Raw genomic sequence first — 24,272 nt, 5'->3', positions numbered from 1 at the left:
AGAAGTTCGGACACCGCATGGCTCGGTGTCCGATTTTTTAACATCAGCGATGTTCTGGCCAGTTAAGCTGCCGAAAAAGACGGCAAGTAATTAACGTAGCAGCAGATAAATCGTTTCTTCGCCCCGGACGATATTCAGTGCCAGAACGGAAGGTTTCGCTTCCAGCAGTTTGCGTAGTTGCGTGATGTTTTCAATACGCTCGCGGTTTACGCCGATGATGATATCGCCTTTTTGCAGACCAACCTGGGCGGCTGGGGTGTCTTTGGCGACGTTATCAATCTGCACGCCTTTGCTGCCGTCTTTCAATTGGCCATTTGTCAGAGAGGCACCCTGTAATGACGGTGAAAGCGTTTCGGCGCTGGTTGAAGCCGATGAGCTGTTATCCAGCACGACGGACACTTCCTGCGGTTTACCATCACGCAGCAGGCCGATTTTCACGGTCTTGCCCGGCGCAGTAGTCCCAACTTTGGCTCTCAGTTCTGCAAAGCTGCTGATCGGTTTACCATCTAACGTCGTCAACACGTCGCCTGCCTTGATACCGGCTTTGGCTGCGGCAGATTTCGGTAAGACTTCGCTGACGAAAGCACCGCGCTGTGCATCGACGTTGAAGGCTTTCGCCATCTCAGACGTCATTTCGCTACCTTTAATACCCAGTAGCCCGCGCTTGACCTCGCCAAATTCAACCAGCTGCTGCGCTAGGTTCTGCGCCATGTTGCTGGGTATAGCGAAGCCGATGCCGATGTTCCCGCCACCCGGTGCGAGGATAGCCGTATTGATACCGATCAGTTCACCGTTGAGGTTAACCAACGCACCGCCGGAGTTACCGCGGTTGATGGACGCATCGGTCTGGATGAAGTTTTCCAACCCTTCAAGATTCAGGCCGCTACGTCCCAGCGCGGAGATAATACCGGACGTTGCGGTTTGACCAAGGCCGAATGGGTTACCTACGGCAACGGCGAAATCACCAACGCGCAGTTGATCGGAGTCGGCCATTTTTACAGAGACCAGATTTTTGGCATTATTCAGCTGTAGCAGGGCGATATCGGTCTGCTCGTCACGACCAATCAGCTTTGCCTCATACTCACGTCCGTCATTGAGCTGGACGCGGATTTTATCGGCGTTATTGATGACGTGATTGTTGGTGAGCACATAACCTTTTGCTGCATCAATAATGACGCCGGAGCCTAGCCCTTCAAACGGACGAGTATTTTGTTTGTCTGTTGGGAAGTTCGGACCAAAGAAGAATTTGAACTCTTCTGGTACGCGCTGGCGCTGTACCTGTGTACCTTCAACGTGCACGCTGACGACGGCTGGCAAGACTTTTTCCAGCATCGGGGCCAGGCTTGGCGTCTGTTGGCCTTGAACCACGGCAGGCAGCGCAGCATTCGCTGCGGGAAGCGTGGACAGGGTCAAACCAATACTCATTGCCAGTGCACTAAATAATAATGATGTTTCTTTCATTGTTATTAACTCTCTCACGGCCTGCGGATGAATAAAACGATCATATATAAACTTAAAGACACGGTGAAGAGTCAGACTGGCGATCAATGTGTAAAGTTCACTGCTGTTTCGTCAGCAGATTGTAACTATCGCTTTTATACAGTGAGTTATCTAGCGATGACAGCCTGCGGCGCGTGTCTTAAACGTACAAGCGCTTTAAGCGTAGAACAAGAGAAGGGAAAACGTGAGGCCAGAAAACCTCACGTTATACCCGTCATACTTCAAGCTGTAGGTGTGTTGGCTGCGTCCGTTACTCGGCTCATCCATGAGCCTCGCCCCGTTGGGGCCGCTGCAAGCAGCGTTCAAATCTGCTCCAGGCAGATTTGTCACCCGAATCACTTACTTGGGTAAGCTCATCGGGATGAGGGAGAGACATCCTGTCTCTCACCGGAGGCAAGCCGTTGGCTGGTCAAATTCGTTCCCGACGAATTTGACCCTCTCTTGTGCGGCCTTCCTACAGTCCGAATTATTTAGGGCATAATTAGTTGATATTATTTGCGAATCGGGCGTTCGCTCCGCAGCAGGCCTGATGCACCATCGGAATAATCACGTGGCGGCATGTTCACCGGAGCTTGGTCATTATCCGCTTCTGACTCGGTCAGACGATATTTAAACGGATTATCCTGGCCGGGAACATGGGGCAACAGGCTACTGGAGCTTTTCGCCATGTGCTGATAAAGCTGACGATAATCATCCGCCATGTTATCCAACAACTCCGCACTACGGGCGAAGTGACCCACCAATTCCTGACGATAGTCTTCCAGTTCGGTTTTGCTTTTCTCCAGCTCATTTTGCAATACCTGCTGTTGCCGTAACTTACGGTTACCAAAGCGCATGGCGACAGCACCAACAATAATACCGACAACTAAACCTATCAGCGCATACTCCCAAGTCATAATCGCTCCTATTTTGACGTCGTTGTCCCGTAGGGTTTTTCACTTAATAATAGTCACTATAACCGCTAACCTTGCCTGAGTGGAATCCTGATACTCGATGACGGAAAGGAATGTTGACCTATCGCAGACATCAAGGTTGTTAACTGCGACGATTACGGCTTAAATCGACGGCAACACACAGCAAAATACAACTAACTTTTTTCTCAGGGATTGCGATGGCTACTCCACAGAAAACACGGCAGCAAACAACACCCTTGGCACGCTATCAGCAGGCGCTTGCCGCGGGTGAATATCAGCCGGATGAGGTGCAGCGGCAAACCGTTGTGCGTCTGGACGCGATACATCAGGCACTAGGCGAGCGTGCTGCTGCTGGGACATCTGAACGCGTGGGGAAATGGCGTAGCTGGCTGGGGCGGCGTGATAAACGTGAATCTGCGCCAGTTCAAGGGCTGTACATGTGGGGCGGCGTCGGGAGGGGGAAAACCTGGCTGATGGATATGTTCTTCCACAGTCTGCCCGCTGAGCGCAAGATGCGTCTGCACTTCCATCGTTTTATGCTGCGTGTGCATGAAGAACTGAACCAGTATCAAGGGCAGGAAAATCCGCTGGAGAAAGTGGCCGACGGTTTTAAAGCCGAAACGGATGTGCTGTGCTTCGATGAGTTTTTCGTCTCTGATATTACCGATGCGATGCTGCTGGCTGAACTGCTGCGTGCGCTGTTTGCTCGCGGCATTGCGCTGGTGGCGACGTCGAATATTCCGCCAGACGATCTCTACCGTAATGGGCTGCAACGCGCGCGTTTTCTGCCTGCGATTGAGCTGATTAAGCAGTATTGTGAAGTGCGTAATGTCGATGCGGGTATCGATTATCGTCTGCGTACGCTGACGCAGGCACACCTTTATCTCTCGCCGCTGAATGAAGAAACGGATGCTGCGATGCAGCAGATGTTTACCCGCCTGACCGGGAAACAGTGGCAGACGCCAGGGCCAGTGCTGGAGATCAATCATCGTCCGTTATCGACACTTGGCGTGAGCGACGGCGTATTGGCGGTCGATTTCCACACGCTGTGTACTGAAGCACGTAGCCAGAATGATTACATCGCACTGTCGCGTCTCTACCACACAATGCTGTTGCACAATGTGACGGTGATGGAAACGAAGGAAGAGAACACCGCCCGCCGTTTTCTGGCGCTGGTGGACGAGTGCTACGATCGCCGTATCAAATTGATTATTTCTGCGCAGGCATCGATGTTTGAAATCTATCAGGGAGAACACCTGAAATTTGAATATCAGCGTTGTTTATCCCGTTTGCAGGAAATGCAAAGCGAAGAGTATTTGCGTCAACCCCATTTGGCGTAACGCAGACGATGGCTTTTCGTCATTTTCGAGTGAAAAAGGGTCGATTTTTAAGAATGACTTCTCTATAATCTTGCGACCCCACGTTACAACAAAGTTTTTTTCCCAAAAACTTTATAGTGCCGGCAATGGCTATTCGAAGGGGTAGGTTTGCTGGACTTGATGGTCGTGTGAGCCTCAACTGTTTTCGAGCGTTCGGGTGTTCACCAACGTGTAACTAATTATTGGGTAAGCTTTTAATGAAAACTTTTACAGCTAAACCAGAGACCGTAAAACGTGACTGGTACGTTGTTGATGCGAACGGTAAAACTTTAGGCCGTCTCGCTACTGAACTGGCTCGTCGTCTGCGCGGCAAGCATAAAGCGGAATATACCCCGCACGTTGATACGGGTGATTACATCATCGTTCTGAACGCTGACAAAGTTGCTGTAACTGGCAACAAGCGTACTGACAAGATTTATTATCATCACACCGGTCACATCGGTGGTATTAAACAAGCGACCTTTGAAGAGATGATTGCCCGCCGTCCTGAGCGTGTGATTGAAATCGCGGTTAAAGGCATGCTGCCGAAGGGCCCGTTGGGTCGTGCTATGTTCCGTAAACTGAAAGTTTACGCGGGCACCGAGCACAATCACGCGGCACAGCAACCGCAAGTTCTGGACATTTAATCGGGATTATAGGCAATGGCTGAAAATCAATACTACGGCACTGGTCGCCGCAAAAGCTCCGCCGCTCGCGTGTTCATCAAACCGGGCAACGGTAACATCGTTATCAACCAGCGTAGTCTGGAACAGTACTTCGGTCGCGAAACTGCCCGCATGGTAGTTCGTCAGCCGCTTGAACTGGTCGACATGGTTGGTAAATTTGATCTGTACATCACCGTTAAAGGTGGTGGTATCTCTGGTCAGGCTGGTGCGATCCGTCACGGTATCACCCGCGCTCTGATGGAGTATGATGAGTCTCTGCGTAGCGAACTGCGTAAAGCTGGTTTCGTTACTCGTGATGCTCGTCAGGTTGAACGTAAGAAAGTCGGCCTGCGTAAAGCACGTCGTCGTCCTCAGTTCTCCAAGCGTTAATTTCTGGCTGCTTTGCAGCGAAATCAATGCAAAAAACCCGGTGCTGGTCACCGGGTTTTTTTATGTCTCAGCCGCGCTTTAGGCTAGGCTACCAATGCAAAAGACCACCTATTGAGGTGGTCTTTTGCATTTAGAATTTAGCGTTTACCTTTACTGCGATGGTGTCTGCTATTCCGTTGCGTTTCTTACATCATGCAGATCGCGATCTTTGACTTCTGGCATCAAAAGGGCGGATAGCAAGCCAATGCAGGAGTAGCAAATTAGCATCACAACGATGGGATACCACGACCCCGTTATTTGGCAAAAAATACCCGCTAACAAAGGACCGAGCCCGGTAGCGAATAACCCACCGATTTCTTTGGAAATTGCCATTTGGGAGAAGCGGTTTTTTGAACCGAACATCTCTGCCATCGTGATCCCTTCGATAGCGGCTTGCCCCAACACTGCGATGTTATGAATGAGGATTAAGCATACCGTTATCGTGGCAACTGCCTGCTCTTTATTCACAATGATTGAAATCATCGGATAAGCGAGAAGAATAGAGCCCAGCGTCAGGATAATATAAGGAATGCGGCGTCCGATTCTATCTGATAGCCACCCCAGCAATGGGATTGTCAGAAAGCCGATGACTGAACTAATCATGATGGCATCGGTTGGAACGGCCTTGTTAAAGAGTAGCGTTTGTACCATGTAGCCAGCCAGGAAAGTCTGGATAATGCCCGAGTTCCCCGCCTGTCCGAAGCGAAGGCCTGTTGCAATCCAAAACGCTTTCCCTTTTAGCAAAGACCAAAAAGGAGTGGGCTGGTGGGCGACTTCTTTTGTTTCCTGTACCCCTTCAAATACTGGGCTTTCTTTCAGATTCAGACGTAACCAGATAGCAAACCCCATCACCACGAAACTCGCAAGGAAGGGAAGACGCCACGCCCAATCAATGATTTCTTCATTGCTAAAGAGGTAAAACATCGCAGCCCAAATGGCCGTTGCACTCAAGGTTCCGCAGTTGGTTCCCATTGCAACCAGCGAGGCAATAATGCCTTTTTTACCCTTAGGCGCATATTCTGCCAGCATGGTACTGGCACCAGAGATCTCTGCACCGGCACCCAGTCCCTGAATCACTCTGAGCAATACCAATAGAATCGGTGCCAGAATACCAACCTGCTGGTAAGTCGGGAGTGCGCCTATTAATGTGGTACAAACACCCATTAATGCAATGGTAATAAACAGGACCTTTTTCCTGCCTACTCTATCTCCCATTTTCCCGAAGAAGACGGCACCGACAATACGGGCAATGTATCCTGCACCGTAGGTTCCCATCGCGAGAATTAATGCCATAGCAGCCGATTGTTCAGGGAAGAAAATTTCATGGAAGACCAGTGCGGCACCAAGAGAATAGAGCTGGAAATCCATGAATTCTAGTGTGGTACCGAGCCAGCCAGAAACGGATGCCCTGGCAAGATCGGAGGTGCTTCTTTTAACTTTAACTGGAGATGAGTTCATAGTGTCACCATATGATTATTAGATTTAATTCAATATGTGGTGAGGTATAAATACCTGGTGGCACACACGAAAAATCATTTCCAGACAAGGTGTGGAAATAATTAGTCGGTAGAAGAATAAGAAAAACACCACATCTTGATTTTTGGTCAACAGCGTATTGTCAGCATTCCTTTGCCGTATTCTTCCGATTTAAAATTAAAGGTGATGTCTTTATTAAAATTTAACGAGTACTTTTGAGGAAATATTTTTATCACTCGCAGCAATTAATGCATCTTCAACATCATGATAAGAATATTCAGCGGAGATAATAGGTTGTGGATTTATAATACCTTTCTCCAGCCATTTAACCGCAGTAGCAAACTCATTAATGAATCGGAATGATCCTTTCCACGTGAGTTCTTTTACTAGCATTTGTGCAACAGGATATTGAACAGGGCTTGGTCCCATACCAATTTGTACAATCAAACCATTAGGGCGCGTCGCAAAGACCGATGAGGCGATTGCCGCAGGCGCACCGCTGGCCTCGAATGTCACATCAAAGTAGCCTTTATTTTGGTTATAGATTTCCATTGCACTTTCATCAAGCGGATTGACGGAGGCATCGGCTCCCATTTCCAGCGCGATGTTTCTGCACCGTTCACTGATGTCGGATGCAACAATCTCTACGGCGCCTGAGGCTTTCGCTGCGGCAATCGTCAAAGCACCAATAGGACCCGCACCGATGACCAGAACTTTTTTACCGACTAGGCTGCCTGCGACGTTGATGGCATGAATAACAACCGCCGTTGGTTCCGCAAGTGCCATAATTTGCGAAGGGACATTTTCGTCATAGGGATAGCACTGCTGTGCGGAAACCGTGACATATTGAGCAAAACCGCCGTGTACGTGCGGATTAAATTGGGCGCTTCCCATGAATCGCATACTGGGGCATTCGTTCTGCTTGCCTTCCAGACAATACTCACATTTGTTGCAAGGCTGGGAAGGATTGATCGCCACTTTTTGGCCGACTTTTAATTGGCTATTGGCAGGTGCCTGATGAATTCTGCCAACGAATTCGTGACCAATGACCATGGGATGTTTTATTACAGATAAACCAGCATGGCCTTCATGATAATAATGAATGTCTGAACCACAAATACCACCGCACTCAACGTTAACGACAATATCATTTTCGGTATAAGTCAGCTCACGACTTTCTACTTTTACGTCTTTTTTTCCATGGACAATACATGCATCAAAGGTAAGCGTATCTTGTTTCATCTTGATACCTCTAAAATAATATAGTGTGGTTTTCCTTTGTCGCGGTGGAGAGAATTAAAACCACACGTTGACTTATCAATCATCCTGACGAATATCGATTCCTGAGAATCAGAGTACTGCTAACCATCCGCCATCGACATAGATGACCTGACCATTGATATAATTCGATGCATCAGCAGACAGGAAAATAGCCGTACCGATAAGTTCTTCGGTTTTTCCCCAGCGTTTAGTTGGGTTGCTACTTTTGACCCACTTATCGAACTCAACATCTTTAATCAAGGCTTCATTCATGTCGGTCAGGATGTAGCCGGGGCCGATTGCGTTCGCTTGAATGTTATATTCTGCCCATTCCGCCGACATGGAGCGCGTCAACATTTTGATTCCGCCTTTAGCGGCGGTATAAGGTGCGACGGTAGGACGTGCTTGTTCACTGGTCAGTGAACAGATATTGATAAATTTGCCGCCACGACCGCGTTTTATCATGCGGATTGCAGCCTCGCGGGATACGAGGAATGTCCCTGTCAGGTGAATGTCCATGACGCGCTGCCAGTCCTGTAGCGCGAGGTCGACTAACGGTTGACGATGCTGGATCCCTGCGTTATTAATCACAATGTCGATTTCTATACCAGCGGCATCCATCAGGTTGAATGCATTGACGATCTGGTCTTCTTTTGAGACATCAATCACGTAACCTTTGGCGTTATAGCCCTTTGCCGTTAGCTTTTGTACCGCCTCGTTCAGCGTTTCCTCTCTGATGTCGCTGAGTACAATGGCGGCACCCGCTGATGCGAGTCCTTCTGCATAGGAAAAGCCGAGGCCTCTTGCAGAACCGGTAATGAGTGCAGTTTTCCCTGATAGATCAAATAGTTTTGCGGCATCCATTATCAACTCCTTAACTGATTATTGAGCGGTGAATAGGTTATTTTTTAAGAGGTAGTATTGTCATACATCATGTCGTCATACAACTAACGAGTGGAAGTGATGGTGTCCCTTTGTTATACTTCAATCAACAGTCAAAGCGTTTTTTTGTGATCATGATTCCAATAATTGATTTGAGGCGTTATGGACAATATAGAATCAATACCAAGAAATAATATTGCTGAAGCCGTCTATCAGAAGATGCAGAAAAAGATACTCAGCGGCGAGTGGAAACAGGGTGAGAAATTACCGTCTGAGTTTGAATTAAGTGAAGCTTTTGAAGTAAGTAGAACGAGTATTCGCAGTGCGGTTCAAAAATTGAGGAACCTGGGAATCATCTATACCAAACATGGTCGAGGTTCTTTTGTTTCAAATGAACTTGAAAGCTTCCGTATGCAGGCGAATGACAAGCCGATTCTTCACCTGACGAAAGGTGAATTCATGGACATGATGGTGTTTCGGCAAACGGTGGAATTTAAGTGCATCGAGCTGGCGGCAAAAAATGCAACGGATGAAGATATTGCTCTTATAGAAGATGCACTTAACCGAATGCTGGTCAACAAAAACGACTATAAAAAATACTCTCAGGCCGACCTGGATTTCCACATGGCGATTATCAATGCGGCGCACAATAAAGTGTTTTCACATGCCATTAAGTATGTGAAAGGTATGTACTATTTCTATCTGGAAGAGTTAAACCGTGTATTAGGCATCACGTTAGATAGTATTGACGCGCATATCAAAATTTTTATGGCGATCAAAAACCGTGATATTGAAACCGCTAAGCTATGTCTGGATCAGGCAATGGAATGTAACATTGTTATGATTAACAACCTTGATAATAACTAACGCGTAAATATCGCCCTATTTCTCAGGCCGCTTACCGCTTCTTTTATTCGTATGTCAGTAACGGCCTGCCGGTGCTTGCTTTACAGCATCGGAAATTGATATTACTTCGCGATATTTTTGTATCTGAAATGTGCCCGTAGTGACCCACTATTTATCTAATTTATTAAAATTATTACCTTTAGTGACATCCCCTTCAGCCCGCTGTACTTCCCTGTTTTCTCTTCGATATAAGTTGCTTTTATTTTTTTCTTTTGATAGTAATACCTCAAGAGATATGATGTCATACAACAAATGAGATTCTACATAATCTGATTGTGGCTATCACAGGAGTTTTTGAATGATAAAGGTAACAAACGTAAAGACTATTCTAACGGCACCGGGTGGCATTGATCTGGTGGTCGTCAAGGTCGAAACCAATCAGGACGGCTTATACGGTTTGGGATGTGCGACCTTTACCCAACGTATTTTCGCGGTTGAAGCGGCCATTAATGAGTACATGAAGCCTTTCCTGATCGGGAAAGATCCTTCTCGTATTGAAGATATCTGGCAGTCTGCTGTCGTGAGCGGCTATTGGCGAAATGGGCCGGTGATGAACAATGCGATCTCGGCTATCGATATGGCGCTGTGGGATATCAAGGGCAAAGTCGCTAACCTGCCGGTCTATGAATTGCTGGGCGGCAAATGCCGTGACGGTATTCCGCTTTATCGTCATTGCGATGGTGCGGATGCGGTTGCGGCGGAAGATAACATCCGTGCGGCAATGGAAGAAGGGTACCAGTATGTTCGTTGTCAGATGGGCATGTACGGTGGAGCGGGGACGGAAGACCTCAAACTGATTGCCACTCAGTTGGATAAAGCCAATATCACGCCGAAGCGCTCACCAAGAACGAAGACGCCCGGTATTTATTTCGACCCTGATGCTTATGCCAGAAGCATTCCGGCCTTTTTCGATCATCTGCGCAATAAGATTGGGTTTGATGTTGAATTTATTCATGATGTTCATGAACGGGTATCGCCGGTTACCGCGTTGCAAATGGCGAAGTCTCTGGAAGATTACAAGCTCTTTTATCTTGAAGACCCCGTCGCGCCAGAGAATGTTGATTTCCTTAGCGTGATGCGCCAACAAACATCCACCCCAATCGCGATGGGAGAACTGTTTGTTCATGTTGCCGAATACAAACACCTGATAACCAATCATCTGATTGATTTTATTCGCTGCCATATCAGTATGATCGGTGGGATTACACCAGCCAAAAAACTGGCGACACTTGCCGAGTTTCATGGCGTGAGAACCGCCTGGCATGGCCCGGGTGATATTTCCCCTATTGGCGTAGTCGCGAATATGCACATTGATATGAGTATTACTAATCTGGGTATTCAAGAATATACGCCGATGAATGAGGCTCTACGGGACGTTTTCCCTGGCTGCCCGGATATTGAAGGCGGATACGCGTACCTGAACGATAAGCCAGGATTAGGAATTGATATCGATGAGCACAAAGCGAAGCAATTCCCTGTTGAAGGCGGATTGCCGTCATGGACGAATGCACGCTTGCCAGATGGCACTGCGGCACGACCTTAATCATCGGCTTAACGGCATCAATTTGCTTTAATTTCGATTACTTAGAAGCCGACGGCCCTCGTCGGCTTCTAGGCGTTTGACGCTTCAACGCAGGCCAATACCGGGGATTGATTATTCTCTGGCGGCGTTGCTTGGCCTTCGCTATTGCAGATGAAAAATTTGTATTTAATAAAAAAACTCTTACTTATCATTTTGTTAAATAAGATTATCCGCTTATATCCCCACAAAACGAACAAAATCTGATAAGCTATCCGCCGATTTTGTGCCTGTGTGTAAGCTATCGTGTAGCGGTTTAAAACAGCCGGATTTTGTCCGGTGACGTTTACACACATTGGCAAGCAGCATTTCGAATAGCGGTTTGCAGGTTACTGACTGCGCGGTTATTCGCCATATTTTCTCGATAAACTTGGAGGTTTTCATGGCTGTCGCTGCCAACAAACGTTCGGTAATGACGCTGTTTTCTGGTCCATCCGACATTTTTAGCCATCAGGTCCGCATCGTATTGGCGGAAAAGGGTGTGAGTGTCGAGATTGAGCAGGTAGACATGGATAATCTGCCTCAGGATCTTATTGACCTCAATCCTTACGGTTCCGTGCCAACGCTGGTCGATCGCGAACTGACGCTCTATGAATCCCGTATTATCATGGAGTATCTGGATGAACGTTTTCCTCATCCGCCGTTAATGCCTGTCTATCCGGTTGCGCGCGGTAACAGCCGCCTGATGATGCACCGCATTGAGAGCGACTGGTATTCTTTGCTGAAGAAAATTACGCACGGTAGCGCTCAGGAAGCGGACGCAGCACGTAAGCAATTGCGTGAAGAACTGCTGGCCATTGCCCCTGTGTTCAATGAAGCGCCTTACTTCATGAGCGAAGAGTTCAGCCTGGTGGATTGCTATCTGGCTCCGCTGCTGTGGCGTCTGCCGCAGTTAGGTATTGAACTGAGTGGTTCGGGCGCGAAAGAGCTGAAAGGCTACATGACTCGCGTCTTTGAGCGTGATGCGTTCCTGGCTTCCCTGACGGAAGTGGAACGTGAAATGCGTTTGCAAACCCGAGGTTAAACCGTATGGCGTTGTCTCAACTGTCTCCGCGTCGTCCGTATTTATTACGGGCTTTTTATGATTGGTTGCTGGATAACCAATTAACGCCTCATCTGGTGGTAGATGTCACTCTGCCGGATGTTATGGTGCCGATGGAGTTCGCCCGTGACGGCCAGATCGTGCTGAATATCGCACCACGCGCTGTTGGCGGCCTTGAGTTAGCTGATGACAGCGTTCGTTTCAATGCCCGTTTTGGCGGCGTACCACGTCAGGTTTATGTGCCGATGGCGGCCGTCATGGCGATTTATGCACGTGAGAACGGTGCTGGAACGATGTTTGAGTCCGAACCTGCTTACGAATCTGTAGGTGAATATAAAGACTTTCAGGAAGGCGCACCCGCTTCAGGGACGATCATGTCGATTGTCGATAGCTCATCTGATTCTGAAGCGCCTGACGATGGCTCGGGTTCTGATAATGAACCACCACCGCCGCCTAAAGGTGGCCGACCGTCGCTACGGGTCGTGAAGTAATGTTTAAGGGCACCCTTGTGGTGCCCTTTCTTATTCCCGTTATTCGCTGACTATACGGTTAATTGAACACCATTCCGCCATCAATCAATAGCGATTGTCCCGTCATATAGTCGGAATCGTGGCTGGCCAGATAGGACACGCAGGCAGCGACATCTTCCGGCTCGGAAAGGCGGCCCAGCGTGATGCGTTTGGCGAACTCTTCCGTCGCATAGCCACGCGGTTTCCCTGCGGATTCGGAGATCTTCCGATCAATTTCATCCCACATTGGCGTTTTTACGATACCCGGACAGTAACCATTGACCGTGATGCCCAGCGGCGCTAAATCGCGGGCGGCCGTTTGCGTTAAGCCACGAACCGCGAATTTACTTGAGCTGTAGACGGCGAGTTCAGGGTTGCCTACATGCCCAGCCTGCGAACAGGCATTGATAATTTTGCCGCCGTGACCCAGAGATTTGAAGGCATCGAGCGCAGCCTGAATCCCCCAGATAACGCCTTTGACGTTGATGTTATAAACGCGATCGACAACGTCTGGCATGATGTCTTCAATCAGGGTTGAAGGTGCTACACCAGCGTTATTGACGATGACGTTAAAGTCACCAAAGCGCTTTTTGGTTGCGGCAACCGCAGCGAAAACCGCCTCACGATCCGCGACGTCCGCCTGTAGTGCGATGGCCTGCCCGCCGGATTTTTCGATTTCCTGCGCGACGCTGTGTGCGGTTTCTTGGTTATAGTCCACGATGGCGACGGCAAAACCGTCTGCCGCCAGTCTGAGAGCAATAGCGCGGCCAATACCTTGACCGGCTCCTGTTACAAGAGCCACTTCGACTGTCATATTTCCTCCTTAATGAAATCCAATCTCAATAAAGACAAATTAATGCCGGAGGTAAGTGTAGGTCTTTAGCGTGATATTGCAGGATTTATTACGAAAGGTTCTTTATAACCCAGTGGAAAGATGAAGTTTTTATTAGCCTGTCTGGTGTGATATTCCGAGGAAATAAGTGGAGTACGTTGGCCATCGATTGCTACGGTGCGACTTATTTCATTTTCTTGCTGCGGCCTTAGGGGAATATCGATTGAACGTTGAACATTGTCCAACTTCCTGAGAATAAGAAAAAGCGCGTATATAACCTATGCTATAACCGAAACTGGCGGTAATACCCTTTTTATGGGGTATTGCGATTCCAGAACGAAAACTCAGGAGAGTGAGCAATGCATCAAGGTCGTTGTTTATGTGGTGGCGTGACGATTTCCACGGCGTATTCGGTGAGTCAGGTCGATGCCTGCCACTGTGGAATGTGCCAGACGTGGGGCGGTGGTCCGCTCATGGCTATTGAATGTACGGATCCGGCGATTGCCATCGAGGGTGAGGAAAATATTACGGTCTGGCAGTCATCGGAATGGGCCGAGCGCGGTTTTTGCCGCGTATGTGGAACGCACCTGTTCTATCGGCTGCGTAGCGGTGGTACTTATCATATTCCGGCGGGGCTTTTTGCTGACGAGACCAATAAAACGTTGGTATCGCAGATTTATATTGATAAGAAACCGAGCTACTACTCGCTTGCTGAGAAAACACCGATGCTGACGGAACAGGATGTGATAGACCTGTATTCAGGTAAAGATTGAGTATTCAAATAAAGACTGAATCGGGTGAAGGCTGAAAAAGAAAAGGGCAGCTAGCGCTGCCCTCAAGAGACGAGATGTGTTTCTATACTTCCAGATAGTTCATGATACCGTCAGCGGCTTTACGACCTTCTGCGATGGCCGTAACCACCAGATCGGAACCGCGTACTGCATCGCCACCCGCAAAAATTTTCGGGTTACTGGTCTGGAACGCGTTATCGCAACTTTCTGGTGCGACAATGCGACCTTGATCGTCCAGCTTGACGTCATGTTCTGCCAGCCACGCCATTTTGTGCGGACGGAAGCCAAACGCCATGATGACCGCATCGGCTTCCAGAACGTGCTCGGAACCCTCTACGATTTCAGGACGACGACGCCCGTTGGCATCCGGTACGCCCAGTGCGGTACGCGCCATTTTCACGCCACACACTTTGCCCGCGCCATTGATCTCGACGCTTAACGGTTGCAGGTTGAATTTGAACTCGACGCCTTCTTCACGCGCGTTTTTCACTTCGCGTTTAGAACCCGGCATGTTCTCTTCATCACGACGATAGGCACAGGTAACGTGCGTTGCGCCCTGACGAATCGATGTACGCACGCAGTCCATCGCGGTGTCACCACCGCCCAGCACCACAACGCGTTTACCTTGCATGCTGATGTAAGGCTCGTCTACTGCGGCTTCAAAGCCCATCAGCTGCTTGGTGTTAGCGATCAGGAACGGCAGCGCATCGTAGACACCCTGAGCGTCTTCATTATCCAATCCGCCACGCATAGACTGATAGGTGCCGACGCCGAGGAATACCGCATCGTACTCGTCCAGCAGCGCTTTCATCTGCACGTCTTTGCCGACTTCGGTATTCAGACGGAATTCGATACCCATCTCGGTGAAGATCTCACGACGTTTCACCATCACTTCTTTTTCCAGCTTGAAAGAAGGGATACCGAAGGTCAGCAGGCCACCGATCTCAGGGTGACGATCGAACACGACAGCCTGTACGCCACTGCGTGCCAGCACGTCGGCACACGCCAGCCCTGCCGGACCCGCGCCAATGATGGCGACGCGTTTGCCGGTCGGTTTGACGTTGGCAACGCTTGGCTTCCAGCCCATCTCTATCGCTTTATCATTGATATAGCGTTCGATGTTGCCGATGGTGACCGCGCCAAATTCATCATTCAGCGTACAAGACCCTTCGCACAGACGGTCCTGCGGGCATACGCGACCGCAGACTTCCGGCAGGCTGTTGGTCTGGTGCGATAACTCAGCCGCTTCAATAATGCGGCCTTCGTTCGCCAGCTTCAGCCAGTTCGGGATGTAGTTATGTACCGGACACTTCCACTCACAGTAAGGGTTTCCGCACGCCAGGCAGCGGTCTGCCTGGGCTTTGGACTGGCTTTCTGAGAACGGCTCGTAGATCTCAACAAATTCAATTTTACGAATCTTCAGCGGCTTCTTGGGCGGATCAACGCGCTGTAAGTCGATAAACTGGTAAACATTCTGACTCATGATGACCTCTTACTGCGCTTGAACCCGCAGCTCGGCTGCGGAACGACTACGGTGACCCAACAATGCCTTCACATCACTTGACTTCGGTTTCACCAGAGCAAATTTCGGTGCCCAGGTCGGCCAGTTAGCGAGGATCTCTTCTCCGCGGTGTGAACCGGTATTCTGTACGTGCTCGGTGATCAGGCCACGCAGATGTTCTTCATGAATAGCCAGTTCTTCGACATCCAGCACTTCCACCAGTTCCGGGTTAACGCGTTTGCGGAATTCACCGTCTTCATCCAGCACGTAGGCGAATCCACCGGTCATCCCTGCGCCAAAGTTCACGCCAGTACGGCCTAGCACGCAGACGATACCGCCCGTCATGTATTCACAGCCGTTATCGCCGATGCCTTCTACCACGGTGATACAGCCGGAGTTACGTACGGCGAAACGCTCACCTGCACGGCCCGCGGCAAACAGCTTACCGCCGGTAGCGCCGTAGAGGCAGGTGTTACCGATGATGCTGGCTTCGTGGCTGCGGAAGGCAGAACCTACTGGAGGACGCACGGAGATGCTGCCGCCTGCCATGCCTTTGCCCACGTAGTCGTTGGCATCGCCGGTTAATTTCAGTTCTAGGCCGCCTGCGTTCCAGACGCCAAAGCTCTGTCCTGCCGTACCGGAGAAGTAAGCTCTAATCGGATCGCCAGCCAGCCCTTGATCGCCATGTTTCTCGGCAATTGCACCGGACAGCGTCGCGCCGACGGAGCGATCGGTGTTGCGGATATCGAAGTAGAGCGCTTTGCCCTGTTTCGCATCAAGGTGCGGCTGTGCCTGTGCTAGCAACTCTTTGTTCAACAAGCCTTTATCGAACGACAGATTGCTTTCAGTGCAGTACAGCGCTTTGCCCGGCTGAGGCTGTGCAGCGTGCAGCAGCGGCGACAGATCCAGCTTGTTCTGTTTCGCAGTGAAACCGTCCAGTTCGACCAGCAAATCGGTACGACCAATCAGGTCTACCAGACGGCTGACGCCTAATTCTGCCATCAGCACGCGAGTTTCATGCGCGATGAAGTGGAAGTAGTTGGTTACACGCTCAGGCAGGCCGTGGTAGTGATCGCGGCGCAGCTTCTCATCCTGCGTTGCAACGCCTGTTGCACAGTTATTCAGGTGACAGATACGCAGGTATTTACAGCCCAGCGCCACCATCGGTCCGGTGCCAAAGCCGAAGCTTTCTGCGCCCAGAATCGCCGCTTTGACGATATCCAGACCGGTTTTCAAGCCACCATCCACCTGAAGGCGGATTTTGTGGCGCAGGCCGTTGGAGACCAGAGCCTGTTGCGTTTCAACCAGACCCAGTTCCCACGGGCAACCTGCGTATTTCACGGAGGACAGCGGGCTGGCACCAGTACCACCGTCGTAACCGGCGATGGTGATCAAATCGGCGTACGCTTTGGCAACGCCCGTAGCGATAGTACCAACGCCCGGTTCGGACACCAGTTTTACCGAAATCATCGCTTTCGGGTTGACCTGCTTCAGATCGAAAATCAGCTGTGCCAGATCTTCGATAGAGTAAATATCGTGGTGCGGCGGTGGTGAAATCAGCGTCACGCCCGGCACGGAATAACGCAGACGAGCAATGTACGGCGTGACTTTATCACCCGGTAACTGACCGCCTTCGCCCGGCTTCGCGCCCTGAGCCACTTTAATCTGAATCACATCGGCGTTAACCAGATAGGCTGGCGTCACACCAAAGCGACCAGAAGCTACCTGCTTGATACGGGACACTTTATTGGTGCCGTAACGCGCTGGATCTTCGCCGCCTTCACCGGAGTTGGAGAAACCGCCCAATCCGTTCATCGCTTCAGCCAGCGATTCATGGGCTTCGGGGCTCAGTGCGCCGATGGACATGGCCGCGGTATCGAAGCGTTTGAACATTTCAGAAGCCGGTTCGACGCTGTCGATCGCGATAGCCGCACCTTCTTGCGGTTTCAGTGCCAGCAGGTCGCGTAAGGTCGCAGCTGGACGCTCGTTAACCAGTTTGGCGTATTGCTCGTAATCGCTGTACTCCCCAGTTTTCACCGCGGTTTGCAGCGTGGTGACGACATCCGGGTTGTAGGCATGGTATTCGCCGCCGTGAACAAATTTCAGCAGGCCGCCCTGTTCCAGTGTTTTGCGTTTCAGCCAGGCACGCTTGGACAGGTTCAACAGATCCTGTTCGAAGTCGCTGTAGTTTGCACCGCCGATGCGGCTGACGACGCCCAGGAAGCATTGCGTCGACACATCTTTATGCAGGCCCACAGCTTCAAACAGCTTGGAACAGCGATAAGAGGCAATCGTCGAGATGCCCATTTTGGACATAATCTTGTACAGGCCTTTATTGATGCCGTTACGGTAGTTCAGCATCACGGCACGATAAGGTTTGTCGATGGTGTGGTTATCGACCATCCGCGCCAGCGTTTCGTAGGCGAGGTAAGGATAGATAGCCGTCGCACCAAAGCCTAACAGCACGGCAAAGTGGTGTGGGTCGCGTGCGCTGGCGGTTTCGACAATGATGTTGGCATCACAGCGCAGGCTCTTTTCGACCAGACGGCGCTGAACGGCACCCACGGCCATCGGCGCAGGGACAGGCAAGCGTGATTCGCTAATGCCACGGTCGGAGAGCACCAGCAGAACGGCACCGTCTCTGACTTTGCTTTCTGCTTCGTCACATAGTTTCTCGATTGTCTGTTGCAGCGTTTGCTGCGACGGATCAAACGTCAGATCCAGCGTGTCGGCGCGATAGTGCAGTTCATCCTGCGACGTCAACTGGGTGAAGTCGGAGTAAAGCAGGATCGGTGATTTAAAGCTCAGACGGTGAGCCTGACCTTCTGCTTCACAGAACACGTTCATCTCGCGGCCAATGCTGGTCGCCAGCGACATCACATGGGCTTCACGCAGCGGATCGATCGGCGGGTTGGTCACCTGCGCGAACTGCTGACGGAAGTAGTCATAAATGATGCGTGGACGGCTGGACAGCACGGCAAACGGCGTATCGTCACCCAGCGAACCAGTCGCTTCCTGACCGTTCTCGCCCAGTACACGGATGACCTGATCCAGCTCTTCGCTGCTGTAACCGTACTGTTTCTGGAAGGTCTCCAGCAGCTCATCGTCGAATTCACGACTGCCAACCTGCTCATCTGGCAGCTCTTCAAACGGCACCAGACGCTTAACGTTTTTCTCCATCCACTCTTTGTAAGGGTGGCGGCTTTTCAAGTCGTCATCGGTTTCGGCAGAGTGCAGGATACGGCCGCTGCGTGTGTCGATCACCATCAGTTCGCCCGGGCCTACGCGGCCTTTTTCAACCACTTCATCCGGCTGATAATCCCAAATACCGACTTCAGAGGCACAGGTGATCAGCTTGTCTTTGGTGATGACGTAGCGCGCAGGGCGCAGGCCGTTACGATCCAGGTTACAGGCAGCATAGCGCCCGTCGGACATCACGATACCGGCCGGGCCATCCCACGGCTCCATGTGCATGGAGTTAAAGTCGAAGAAGGCGCGCAGCTCAGGATCCATATCCGGGTTGTTCTGCCAGGCTGGCGGAACCAGCAGGCGCATGGCACGGATGATATCCATCCCACCGCTCAGGAACAGTTCCAGCATGTTATCCAGTGAACTGGAGTCAGAGCCAGTTTCGTTGACGAACGGCGCGGCATCCTGCAAATCTGGGATCAGCGGCGTTTTGAACTTGTAAGCACGCGCGCGTGCCCACTGGCGGTTACCCGCGATGGTGTTGATCTCGCCGTTGTGCGCCAGATAGCGGAACGGCTGAGCCAGTGGCCAGCGTGGAACGGTGTTGGTTGAGAAGCGTTGGTGGAACAGGCAAATTGCCGATTCCAGACGCAGATCGGCCAGATCGAGGTAGAAGCGTGGCAGATCCGCTGGCATGCACAGACCTTTATAGATCGTGACCAGATTGGAGAAGCTACAAACGTAGAACTCTTTATCTTCAATGCGCTTTTCGATACGACGACGCGCCATGAACAGGCGACGTTCCATATCACGCTGACGCCAGCCAGCCGGGGCGTTAACGAAAATTTGCTCAATACGCGGCATGGATGACAGGGCAATTTCCCCCAGTACATCCGGGTTGGTTGGAACTTCACGCCAGCCCAGTACGGACAGCGTTTCGTTCTGCAACTCTTCTTCTACAATCCGACGTGTGGCGCGAGCCAGTTCTTCGTCCTGATTGAGAAACATCATGCCAACGGCGTAGTTTTTGGCTAAACGCCAGCCGTGCTCTTCCGCCACCAGACGAAAGAAACGATCGGGCTTCTGAAGTAATAAACCGCAGCCGTCGCCAGTCTTGCCGTCAGCAAGGATTGCGCCACGGTGCTGCATGCGTGCGAGTGCGTGAATAGCAGTACGCACTACTTTATGGCTCGGCTCACCTTCTATATGGGCGATTAATCCGAAACCACAGTTATCTCTCTCTTGGGATGCATCGTACAACATGTTAGTGAACCTCCCCAGGCTCTGTGTGACTCTCACAACCTACTGCGAGAAAGCACCGTGGCGTTGAGCGGCTAGTATTACGCTCTCTTCTTCGGCCTCTCGTGACGGTCTCACAAGTGGTAAATGACTTGTTTTTAGAGGGAGTCTTCATTTACTGCATAAATATGACGAGTCGTGTGCCCGTCAGGAAAGCTTCCAGCGGATCCCCAAATTAGCGAGAAAGCCTGTTCAGGTCAAATACCAGTGTAAAATGTGCTGATAAGCGATAATTTTTAATTATACCTATGAAAGATAATGATTTTTTTAGAAAAACTATCTCGGTAAATGAATATAGGGTTTAATTGAAGTGTGAGCTGTATCACTATACAAAAGCGTGAGAACCCTTCTCCGTGCTATGTTATTTCTACGTCGCAGCATATTATGCTGTATATGGCTACTTTTAGATTTTATGAAACTATTTTTAAGTATTGCTTCATCTTTTCATTAAGCGAGCATGCGGGATAAGAAAAATTAATTAGCACCGACGTGAGTTTATTTTCACTAAAAGCGAATAAAAATTCATTTCATTGGGATGTGTGTGATTGATCGCGGTCATCGCGAAGGGAGCGAGAGAAAGGTAGTCTGCTGTTCCTCAAGGGAGCAGGCTAGAATATGCAATTGCAAAAATTAATCAATATGTTTGGCGGAAATCTTCAACGTCGCTATGGCGAGAAGATCCACAAGCTGACGCTGCACGGTGGGTTTAACTGTCCAAACCGTGATGGCACGCTGGGGCGGGGCGGTTGCACGTTCTGTAATGTGGCCTCGTTTGCCGATGAGCAGATGCAGCAACGCAGCATCGCGCAGCAGTTGGAAGCGCAGGCGGGAAAGGTGAACCGAGCTAAACGCTATCTGGCGTATTTTCAGGCGTATACCAGCACCTATGCCGAGGTTCAGGTGCTGGAAAGCATGTATCAGGAAGCGTTGAAGCAGGCCGAAATGGTGGGGATTTGCGTGGGCACCCGCCCCGACTGCGTGCCCGATGCGGTGCTGGATTTGCTGTCCCGCTATCATGAACAAGGCTACGAGGTCTGGCTGGAACTGGGGCTGCAAAGCGCATGCGACAAAACGCTGCACCGGATTAATCGCGGGCATGACTTCGCCTGTTATCAGGAAACCACTCGCCGCGCGCGTGATCGCGGTCTGAAAGTGTGTAGTCATCTGATTGTCGGTTTACCGGGAGAAGACGCCCAGCGCTGCTTATCGACGCTGGAGCAGGTGGTTGAAACCGGTGTAGAGGGCATTAAGCTGCATCCTCTCCATATCGTGGAAGGCAGCACGATGGCGAAGGCCTGGCAAGCGGGAAGGCTGCCCGAACTGGCGCTGGATCGCTACGTGGAGACGGCGGGAGAGATGATTCGCCATACGCCGCCGGATGTGATTTATCACCGCATTTCCGCCAGCGCTCGCCGCCCGACCCTGCTGGCACCGCTCTGGTGTGAAAACCGCTGGACGGGCATGGTGGAACTGGATCGCTATCTGCAAACGCATGGCGTACAGGGTTCCGCGCTGGGTACACCTTACCGTTACGAGGGGTTTGATGCGTCATAATACATGGGCGGTAGACGCCGATATTTCGTGCCGTGAATCTGCGTGGCGGCACCGTATATGTCGCCATTTTACGTTATGATGCGCGGGTGGGTGACTAAGGGAAATCGCTATGAAGCAAATTCGTCTGTTGGCGCAGTACTATGTTGATTTAATGGTAAAACTGGGGCTTGTCCGTTTTTCACTGCTGCTGGCCTCGGTATTGGTGCTGCTGGCGATGGTGGTGCAAATGGCGGTCACCCTGTTGCTCAGTGGGGAAGTCGAAAATATCGACGTTGTCCGCTCCATTTTCTTCGGGCTGTTGATTACGCCCTGGGCCGTTTATTTTCTCTCCGTGGTGGTGGAACAGCTCGAGGAGTCGCGTCAGCGGCTGGCGAAGCTGGTGGCGAAGCTGGAAGAGATGCGCCACCGGGATCTGGAGCTGAATGCGCAGCTTCAGGAGAATATCGCGCAACTCAATCAGGAAATCGCCGACCGTATCAAAGCGGAAGATGCGCGCGTGCTGGTGATGAGCCGACTCAAAGAAGAGATGTCCCGCCGCGAACAGGCGCAGATTGAGCTGGAGCAGCAATCTGCGCTGCTGCGCTCGTTCCTCGATGCCTCGCCAGATTTGGTTTACTACCGTAACGAAGATAAAGAATTTTCCGGCTGCAACCGTGCGATGGAGCTGCTGGTGGGCAAAAGCCAGAAGCAGCTCATTGGCCTGACGCCACAGGATGTTTACGCCCCCGATATTGCCGAGAAAGTGATGGAGACGGACGAAAAAGTGTTCCGTCACAACGTTTCTCTGACCTATGAACAGTGGCTGGTTTATCCCGATGGCCGTAAAGCCTGTTTTGAGCTGCGCAAAGTGCCGTTTTATGACCGGATGGGCAAACGTCACGGGCTGATGGGATTTGGACGCGATATAACGGAGCGTAAGCGTTACCAGGACGCGTTAGAGAACGCCAGTAGGGAGAAGACCACTTTTATCTCAACAATCAGCCACGAGCTTCGTACGCCGCTTAATGGCATTGTCGGGTTAAGTCGCATCCTGCTGGATACGCAACTTGACCCTGAACAGCAAAAATACCTGAAAACCATCCACGTCAGCGCGATTACGCTGGGCAATATCTTTAACGACGTGATTGAGATGGACAAACAGGAGCGCCGCAAGGTGCAACTGGATAACCAGCCGATCGATTTCACCGGTTTTCTGGTGGATCTGGAAAATCTCGGTGGCCTGCTGGCGGAACCGAAAGGCCTGAAGCTGATTATGGACCAGCATCAGCCTCTGCCGCAGAAAGTCATTACTGACGGAACGCGCCTGCGGCAGATTCTGTGGAACCTGCTCAGCAACGCGGTGAAATTCACGCCGAAGGGTGAGAACGGCAAAAAGGGCGAAATTGTGGTGCGCGTCTGGCATGAAAAGGGCGATCGCCTGCGCTTTGAAGTGGAAGATTCCGGGAGGGGTATTCCGGCGGATGAGCTGGAAAAAATCTTCGCCATGTATTATCAGGTCAAAGACCAGCACGGCGGGAAGCCCGCAACGGGCACGGGAATCGGTCTGGCGGTGTCGAAGCGTCTGGCACAGAACATGGGGGGCGATATTCAGGTTTCCAGCACGCAAGGCAAGGGTTCCTGCTTCACCCTGACGGTGACGGCACCGAGTGTCGATGAAGTGGGAAGCGGTCTGGACGACGACGATGATTTGCCACTACCGGCGCTGCATGTTCTGCTGGTGGAAGATATCGAACTCAACGTGGTGGTCGCGCGCTCGGTACTGGAAAAACTGGGGAACAGTGTGGATGTCGCCATGACCGGGCAGGAAGCGCTGGATATGTTCGATCCCGATGAGTTCGATCTGGTACTGCTCGATATCCAACTGCCAGATATGACCGGGCTGGATGTGGCGCGTCAGCTGCGTTCACGCTATGGCAAACGTAGTATGCCGCCTTTGGTGGCGCTGACGGCGAACGTGCTGAAAGATAAACGCGAATATCTGGATGCGGGTATGGATGACGTGCTGAGCAAACCGCTGTCGGTGCCTGCGCTGACGGCTGTCATCAAACAATTCTGGGATACGCACTCGGTGTGGACAGAAGAACCAGTGGTTGAGGCGGAGGATGAAATGGCAAATGCAGAAGAAGATCTGCTGGATATCCCAATGCTGGAACAGTATCTGGATTTGGTGGGGCCGAAATTGATTCACCAGAGTCTGGAGATGTTTGAACAGATGATGCCGGGCTATCTGGCGATTCTGGATTCCAACATGACGGCGCGCGATGAGAAAGGTATTACGGAAGAAGGTCACAAAATCAAAGGGGCGGCGGGCTCCGTTGGGCTACGACATTTGCAGCAAGTTGCCCAGCAGATTCAGACCTCATCGCTACCGGCATGGTGGGATAACGTGCAGGAATGGGTTGATGAGCTTAAGCACGACTGGCGCCATGACGTTCAGGTACTGCGTGATTGGGTAGCAAAAGCAGAAAAAGAATCCTGATACGGTCTGTTGCGGCCACAAGGACGTGGCGAGCAAAACGGTTAGAAAATTTTTCTCTTCTCACGCATATCATGCAAAAAATGCAAAACGGCGTCAGATTGAGAGGG

At 50.9% G+C, this 24,272-nt stretch carries 18 protein-coding genes; 10 read left to right on the top strand and 8 right to left on the bottom strand.

The window, feature by feature from the left end:
* Positions 1 to 90: 90 nt before the first annotated feature.
* Both degQ and zapG read right to left on the bottom strand, forming a co-directional pair.
* Positions 91 to 1,461, bottom strand: a complete 1,371-nt coding sequence (gene degQ, locus LOZ86_RS20395; protein WP_039512752.1) for a serine endoprotease DegQ — start codon at positions 1,459 to 1,461, stop codon at positions 91 to 93.
* A 530-nt stretch (positions 1,462 to 1,991) separates the two neighbouring features.
* Entirely contained in the window at positions 1,992 to 2,396 is a 405-nt protein-coding gene (zapG, locus tag LOZ86_RS20390) for a Z-ring associated protein ZapG (protein ID WP_111778773.1), read from the bottom strand.
* A 215-nt stretch (positions 2,397 to 2,611) separates the two neighbouring features.
* Between zapG and zapE the strand changes: the two genes are divergently transcribed.
* The 3 genes from zapE (at position 2,612) to rpsI (ending at position 4,827) form a co-directional block, all read left to right on the top strand.
* Positions 2,612 to 3,754 carry a cell division protein ZapE gene (gene zapE, locus LOZ86_RS20385; RefSeq protein ID WP_161546703.1) on the top strand — a complete coding sequence of 381 codons (1,143 nt, stop codon included), beginning with the start codon at positions 2,612 to 2,614 and terminating at the stop codon, positions 3,752 to 3,754.
* 236 nt (positions 3,755 to 3,990) lie between these two features.
* Entirely contained in the window at positions 3,991 to 4,419 is a 429-nt protein-coding gene (rplM, locus tag LOZ86_RS20380) for a 50S ribosomal protein L13 (RefSeq protein WP_005975488.1), read from the top strand.
* A 15-nt stretch (positions 4,420 to 4,434) separates the two neighbouring features.
* Positions 4,435 to 4,827 carry a 30S ribosomal protein S9 gene (rpsI, locus tag LOZ86_RS20375; RefSeq protein WP_010280182.1) on the top strand — a complete coding sequence of 131 codons (393 nt, stop codon included), beginning with the start codon at positions 4,435 to 4,437 and terminating at the stop codon, positions 4,825 to 4,827.
* A 168-nt stretch (positions 4,828 to 4,995) separates the two neighbouring features.
* On the opposite strand, the gene LOZ86_RS20370 is transcribed toward rpsI, so the two are convergent.
* The 3 genes from LOZ86_RS20370 to LOZ86_RS20360 all read right to left on the bottom strand — a co-directional run bounded on the left by LOZ86_RS20370 (position 4,996) and on the right by LOZ86_RS20360 (position 8,466).
* Entirely contained in the window at positions 4,996 to 6,324 is a 1,329-nt protein-coding gene (locus tag LOZ86_RS20370; RefSeq protein WP_039482301.1) for an MFS transporter, read from the bottom strand.
* Positions 6,325 to 6,537: 213 nt separating this feature from the next.
* Positions 6,538 to 7,584 carry an L-idonate 5-dehydrogenase gene (idnD, locus tag LOZ86_RS20365; protein ID WP_039482298.1) on the bottom strand — a complete coding sequence of 349 codons (1,047 nt, stop codon included), beginning with the start codon at positions 7,582 to 7,584 and terminating at the stop codon, positions 6,538 to 6,540.
* 108 nt (positions 7,585 to 7,692) lie between these two features.
* Entirely contained in the window at positions 7,693 to 8,466 is a 774-nt protein-coding gene (locus LOZ86_RS20360) for an SDR family oxidoreductase (RefSeq protein WP_010296684.1), read from the bottom strand.
* 180 nt (positions 8,467 to 8,646) lie between these two features.
* Between LOZ86_RS20360 and LOZ86_RS20355 the strand changes: the two genes are divergently transcribed.
* From LOZ86_RS20355 to sspB, 4 genes are all read left to right on the top strand, one after another.
* Entirely contained in the window at positions 8,647 to 9,351 is a 705-nt protein-coding gene (locus LOZ86_RS20355) for a FadR/GntR family transcriptional regulator (RefSeq protein WP_039482295.1), read from the top strand.
* Positions 9,352 to 9,688: 337 nt separating this feature from the next.
* Complete coding sequence (locus LOZ86_RS20350) at positions 9,689 to 10,933, top strand: enolase C-terminal domain-like protein (RefSeq protein WP_039482294.1); 1,245 nt, start codon at positions 9,689 to 9,691, stop codon at positions 10,931 to 10,933.
* Positions 10,934 to 11,351: 418 nt separating this feature from the next.
* Complete coding sequence (sspA, locus tag LOZ86_RS20345) at positions 11,352 to 11,993, top strand: stringent starvation protein SspA (protein ID WP_005975503.1); 642 nt, start codon at positions 11,352 to 11,354, stop codon at positions 11,991 to 11,993.
* 5 nt (positions 11,994 to 11,998) lie between these two features.
* A complete protein-coding gene (gene sspB, locus LOZ86_RS20340; RefSeq protein ID WP_039512754.1) occupies positions 11,999 to 12,502 on the top strand; it encodes a ClpXP protease specificity-enhancing factor in 504 nt (167 codons plus the stop codon).
* Positions 12,503 to 12,560: 58 nt separating this feature from the next.
* Here sspB and LOZ86_RS20335 read toward each other — a convergent pair whose 3' ends face one another.
* Positions 12,561 to 13,334, bottom strand: a complete 774-nt coding sequence (locus tag LOZ86_RS20335) for a (S)-acetoin forming diacetyl reductase (RefSeq protein ID WP_039482288.1) — start codon at positions 13,332 to 13,334, stop codon at positions 12,561 to 12,563.
* A gap of 377 nt (positions 13,335 to 13,711) precedes the next feature.
* Between LOZ86_RS20335 and LOZ86_RS20330 the strand changes: the two genes are divergently transcribed.
* Positions 13,712 to 14,125 carry a GFA family protein gene (locus LOZ86_RS20330; protein ID WP_039482285.1) on the top strand — a complete coding sequence of 138 codons (414 nt, stop codon included), beginning with the start codon at positions 13,712 to 13,714 and terminating at the stop codon, positions 14,123 to 14,125.
* 82 nt (positions 14,126 to 14,207) lie between these two features.
* On the opposite strand, the gene LOZ86_RS20325 is transcribed toward LOZ86_RS20330, so the two are convergent.
* Complete coding sequence (locus tag LOZ86_RS20325) at positions 14,208 to 15,626, bottom strand: glutamate synthase small subunit (RefSeq protein ID WP_039482283.1); 1,419 nt, start codon at positions 15,624 to 15,626, stop codon at positions 14,208 to 14,210.
* A gap of 9 nt (positions 15,627 to 15,635) precedes the next feature.
* Complete coding sequence (gltB, locus tag LOZ86_RS20320) at positions 15,636 to 20,096, bottom strand: glutamate synthase large subunit (RefSeq protein WP_230242697.1); 4,461 nt, start codon at positions 20,094 to 20,096, stop codon at positions 15,636 to 15,638.
* 651 nt (positions 20,097 to 20,747) lie between these two features.
* On the opposite strand from gltB, the gene mnmL reads away from it, so the two are divergent.
* Together mnmL and arcB are read left to right on the top strand one after the other, a co-directional pair.
* Complete coding sequence (gene mnmL, locus LOZ86_RS20315; RefSeq protein WP_230242695.1) at positions 20,748 to 21,686, top strand: tRNA modification radical SAM protein MnmL/YtqA; 939 nt, start codon at positions 20,748 to 20,750, stop codon at positions 21,684 to 21,686.
* 109 nt (positions 21,687 to 21,795) lie between these two features.
* Entirely contained in the window at positions 21,796 to 24,165 is a 2,370-nt protein-coding gene (gene arcB, locus LOZ86_RS20310; protein ID WP_230242693.1) for an aerobic respiration two-component sensor histidine kinase ArcB, read from the top strand.
* Positions 24,166 to 24,272: the final 107 nt, after the last annotated feature.

Source organism: Pectobacterium parvum (assembly GCF_020971565.1).
GTDB classification, from domain to species: domain Bacteria; phylum Pseudomonadota; class Gammaproteobacteria; order Enterobacterales; family Enterobacteriaceae; genus Pectobacterium; species Pectobacterium polare.
The sequence above is the reverse complement of the archived record's forward strand: the minus strand, read 5'-3'. Positions and strand labels throughout refer to the sequence as shown.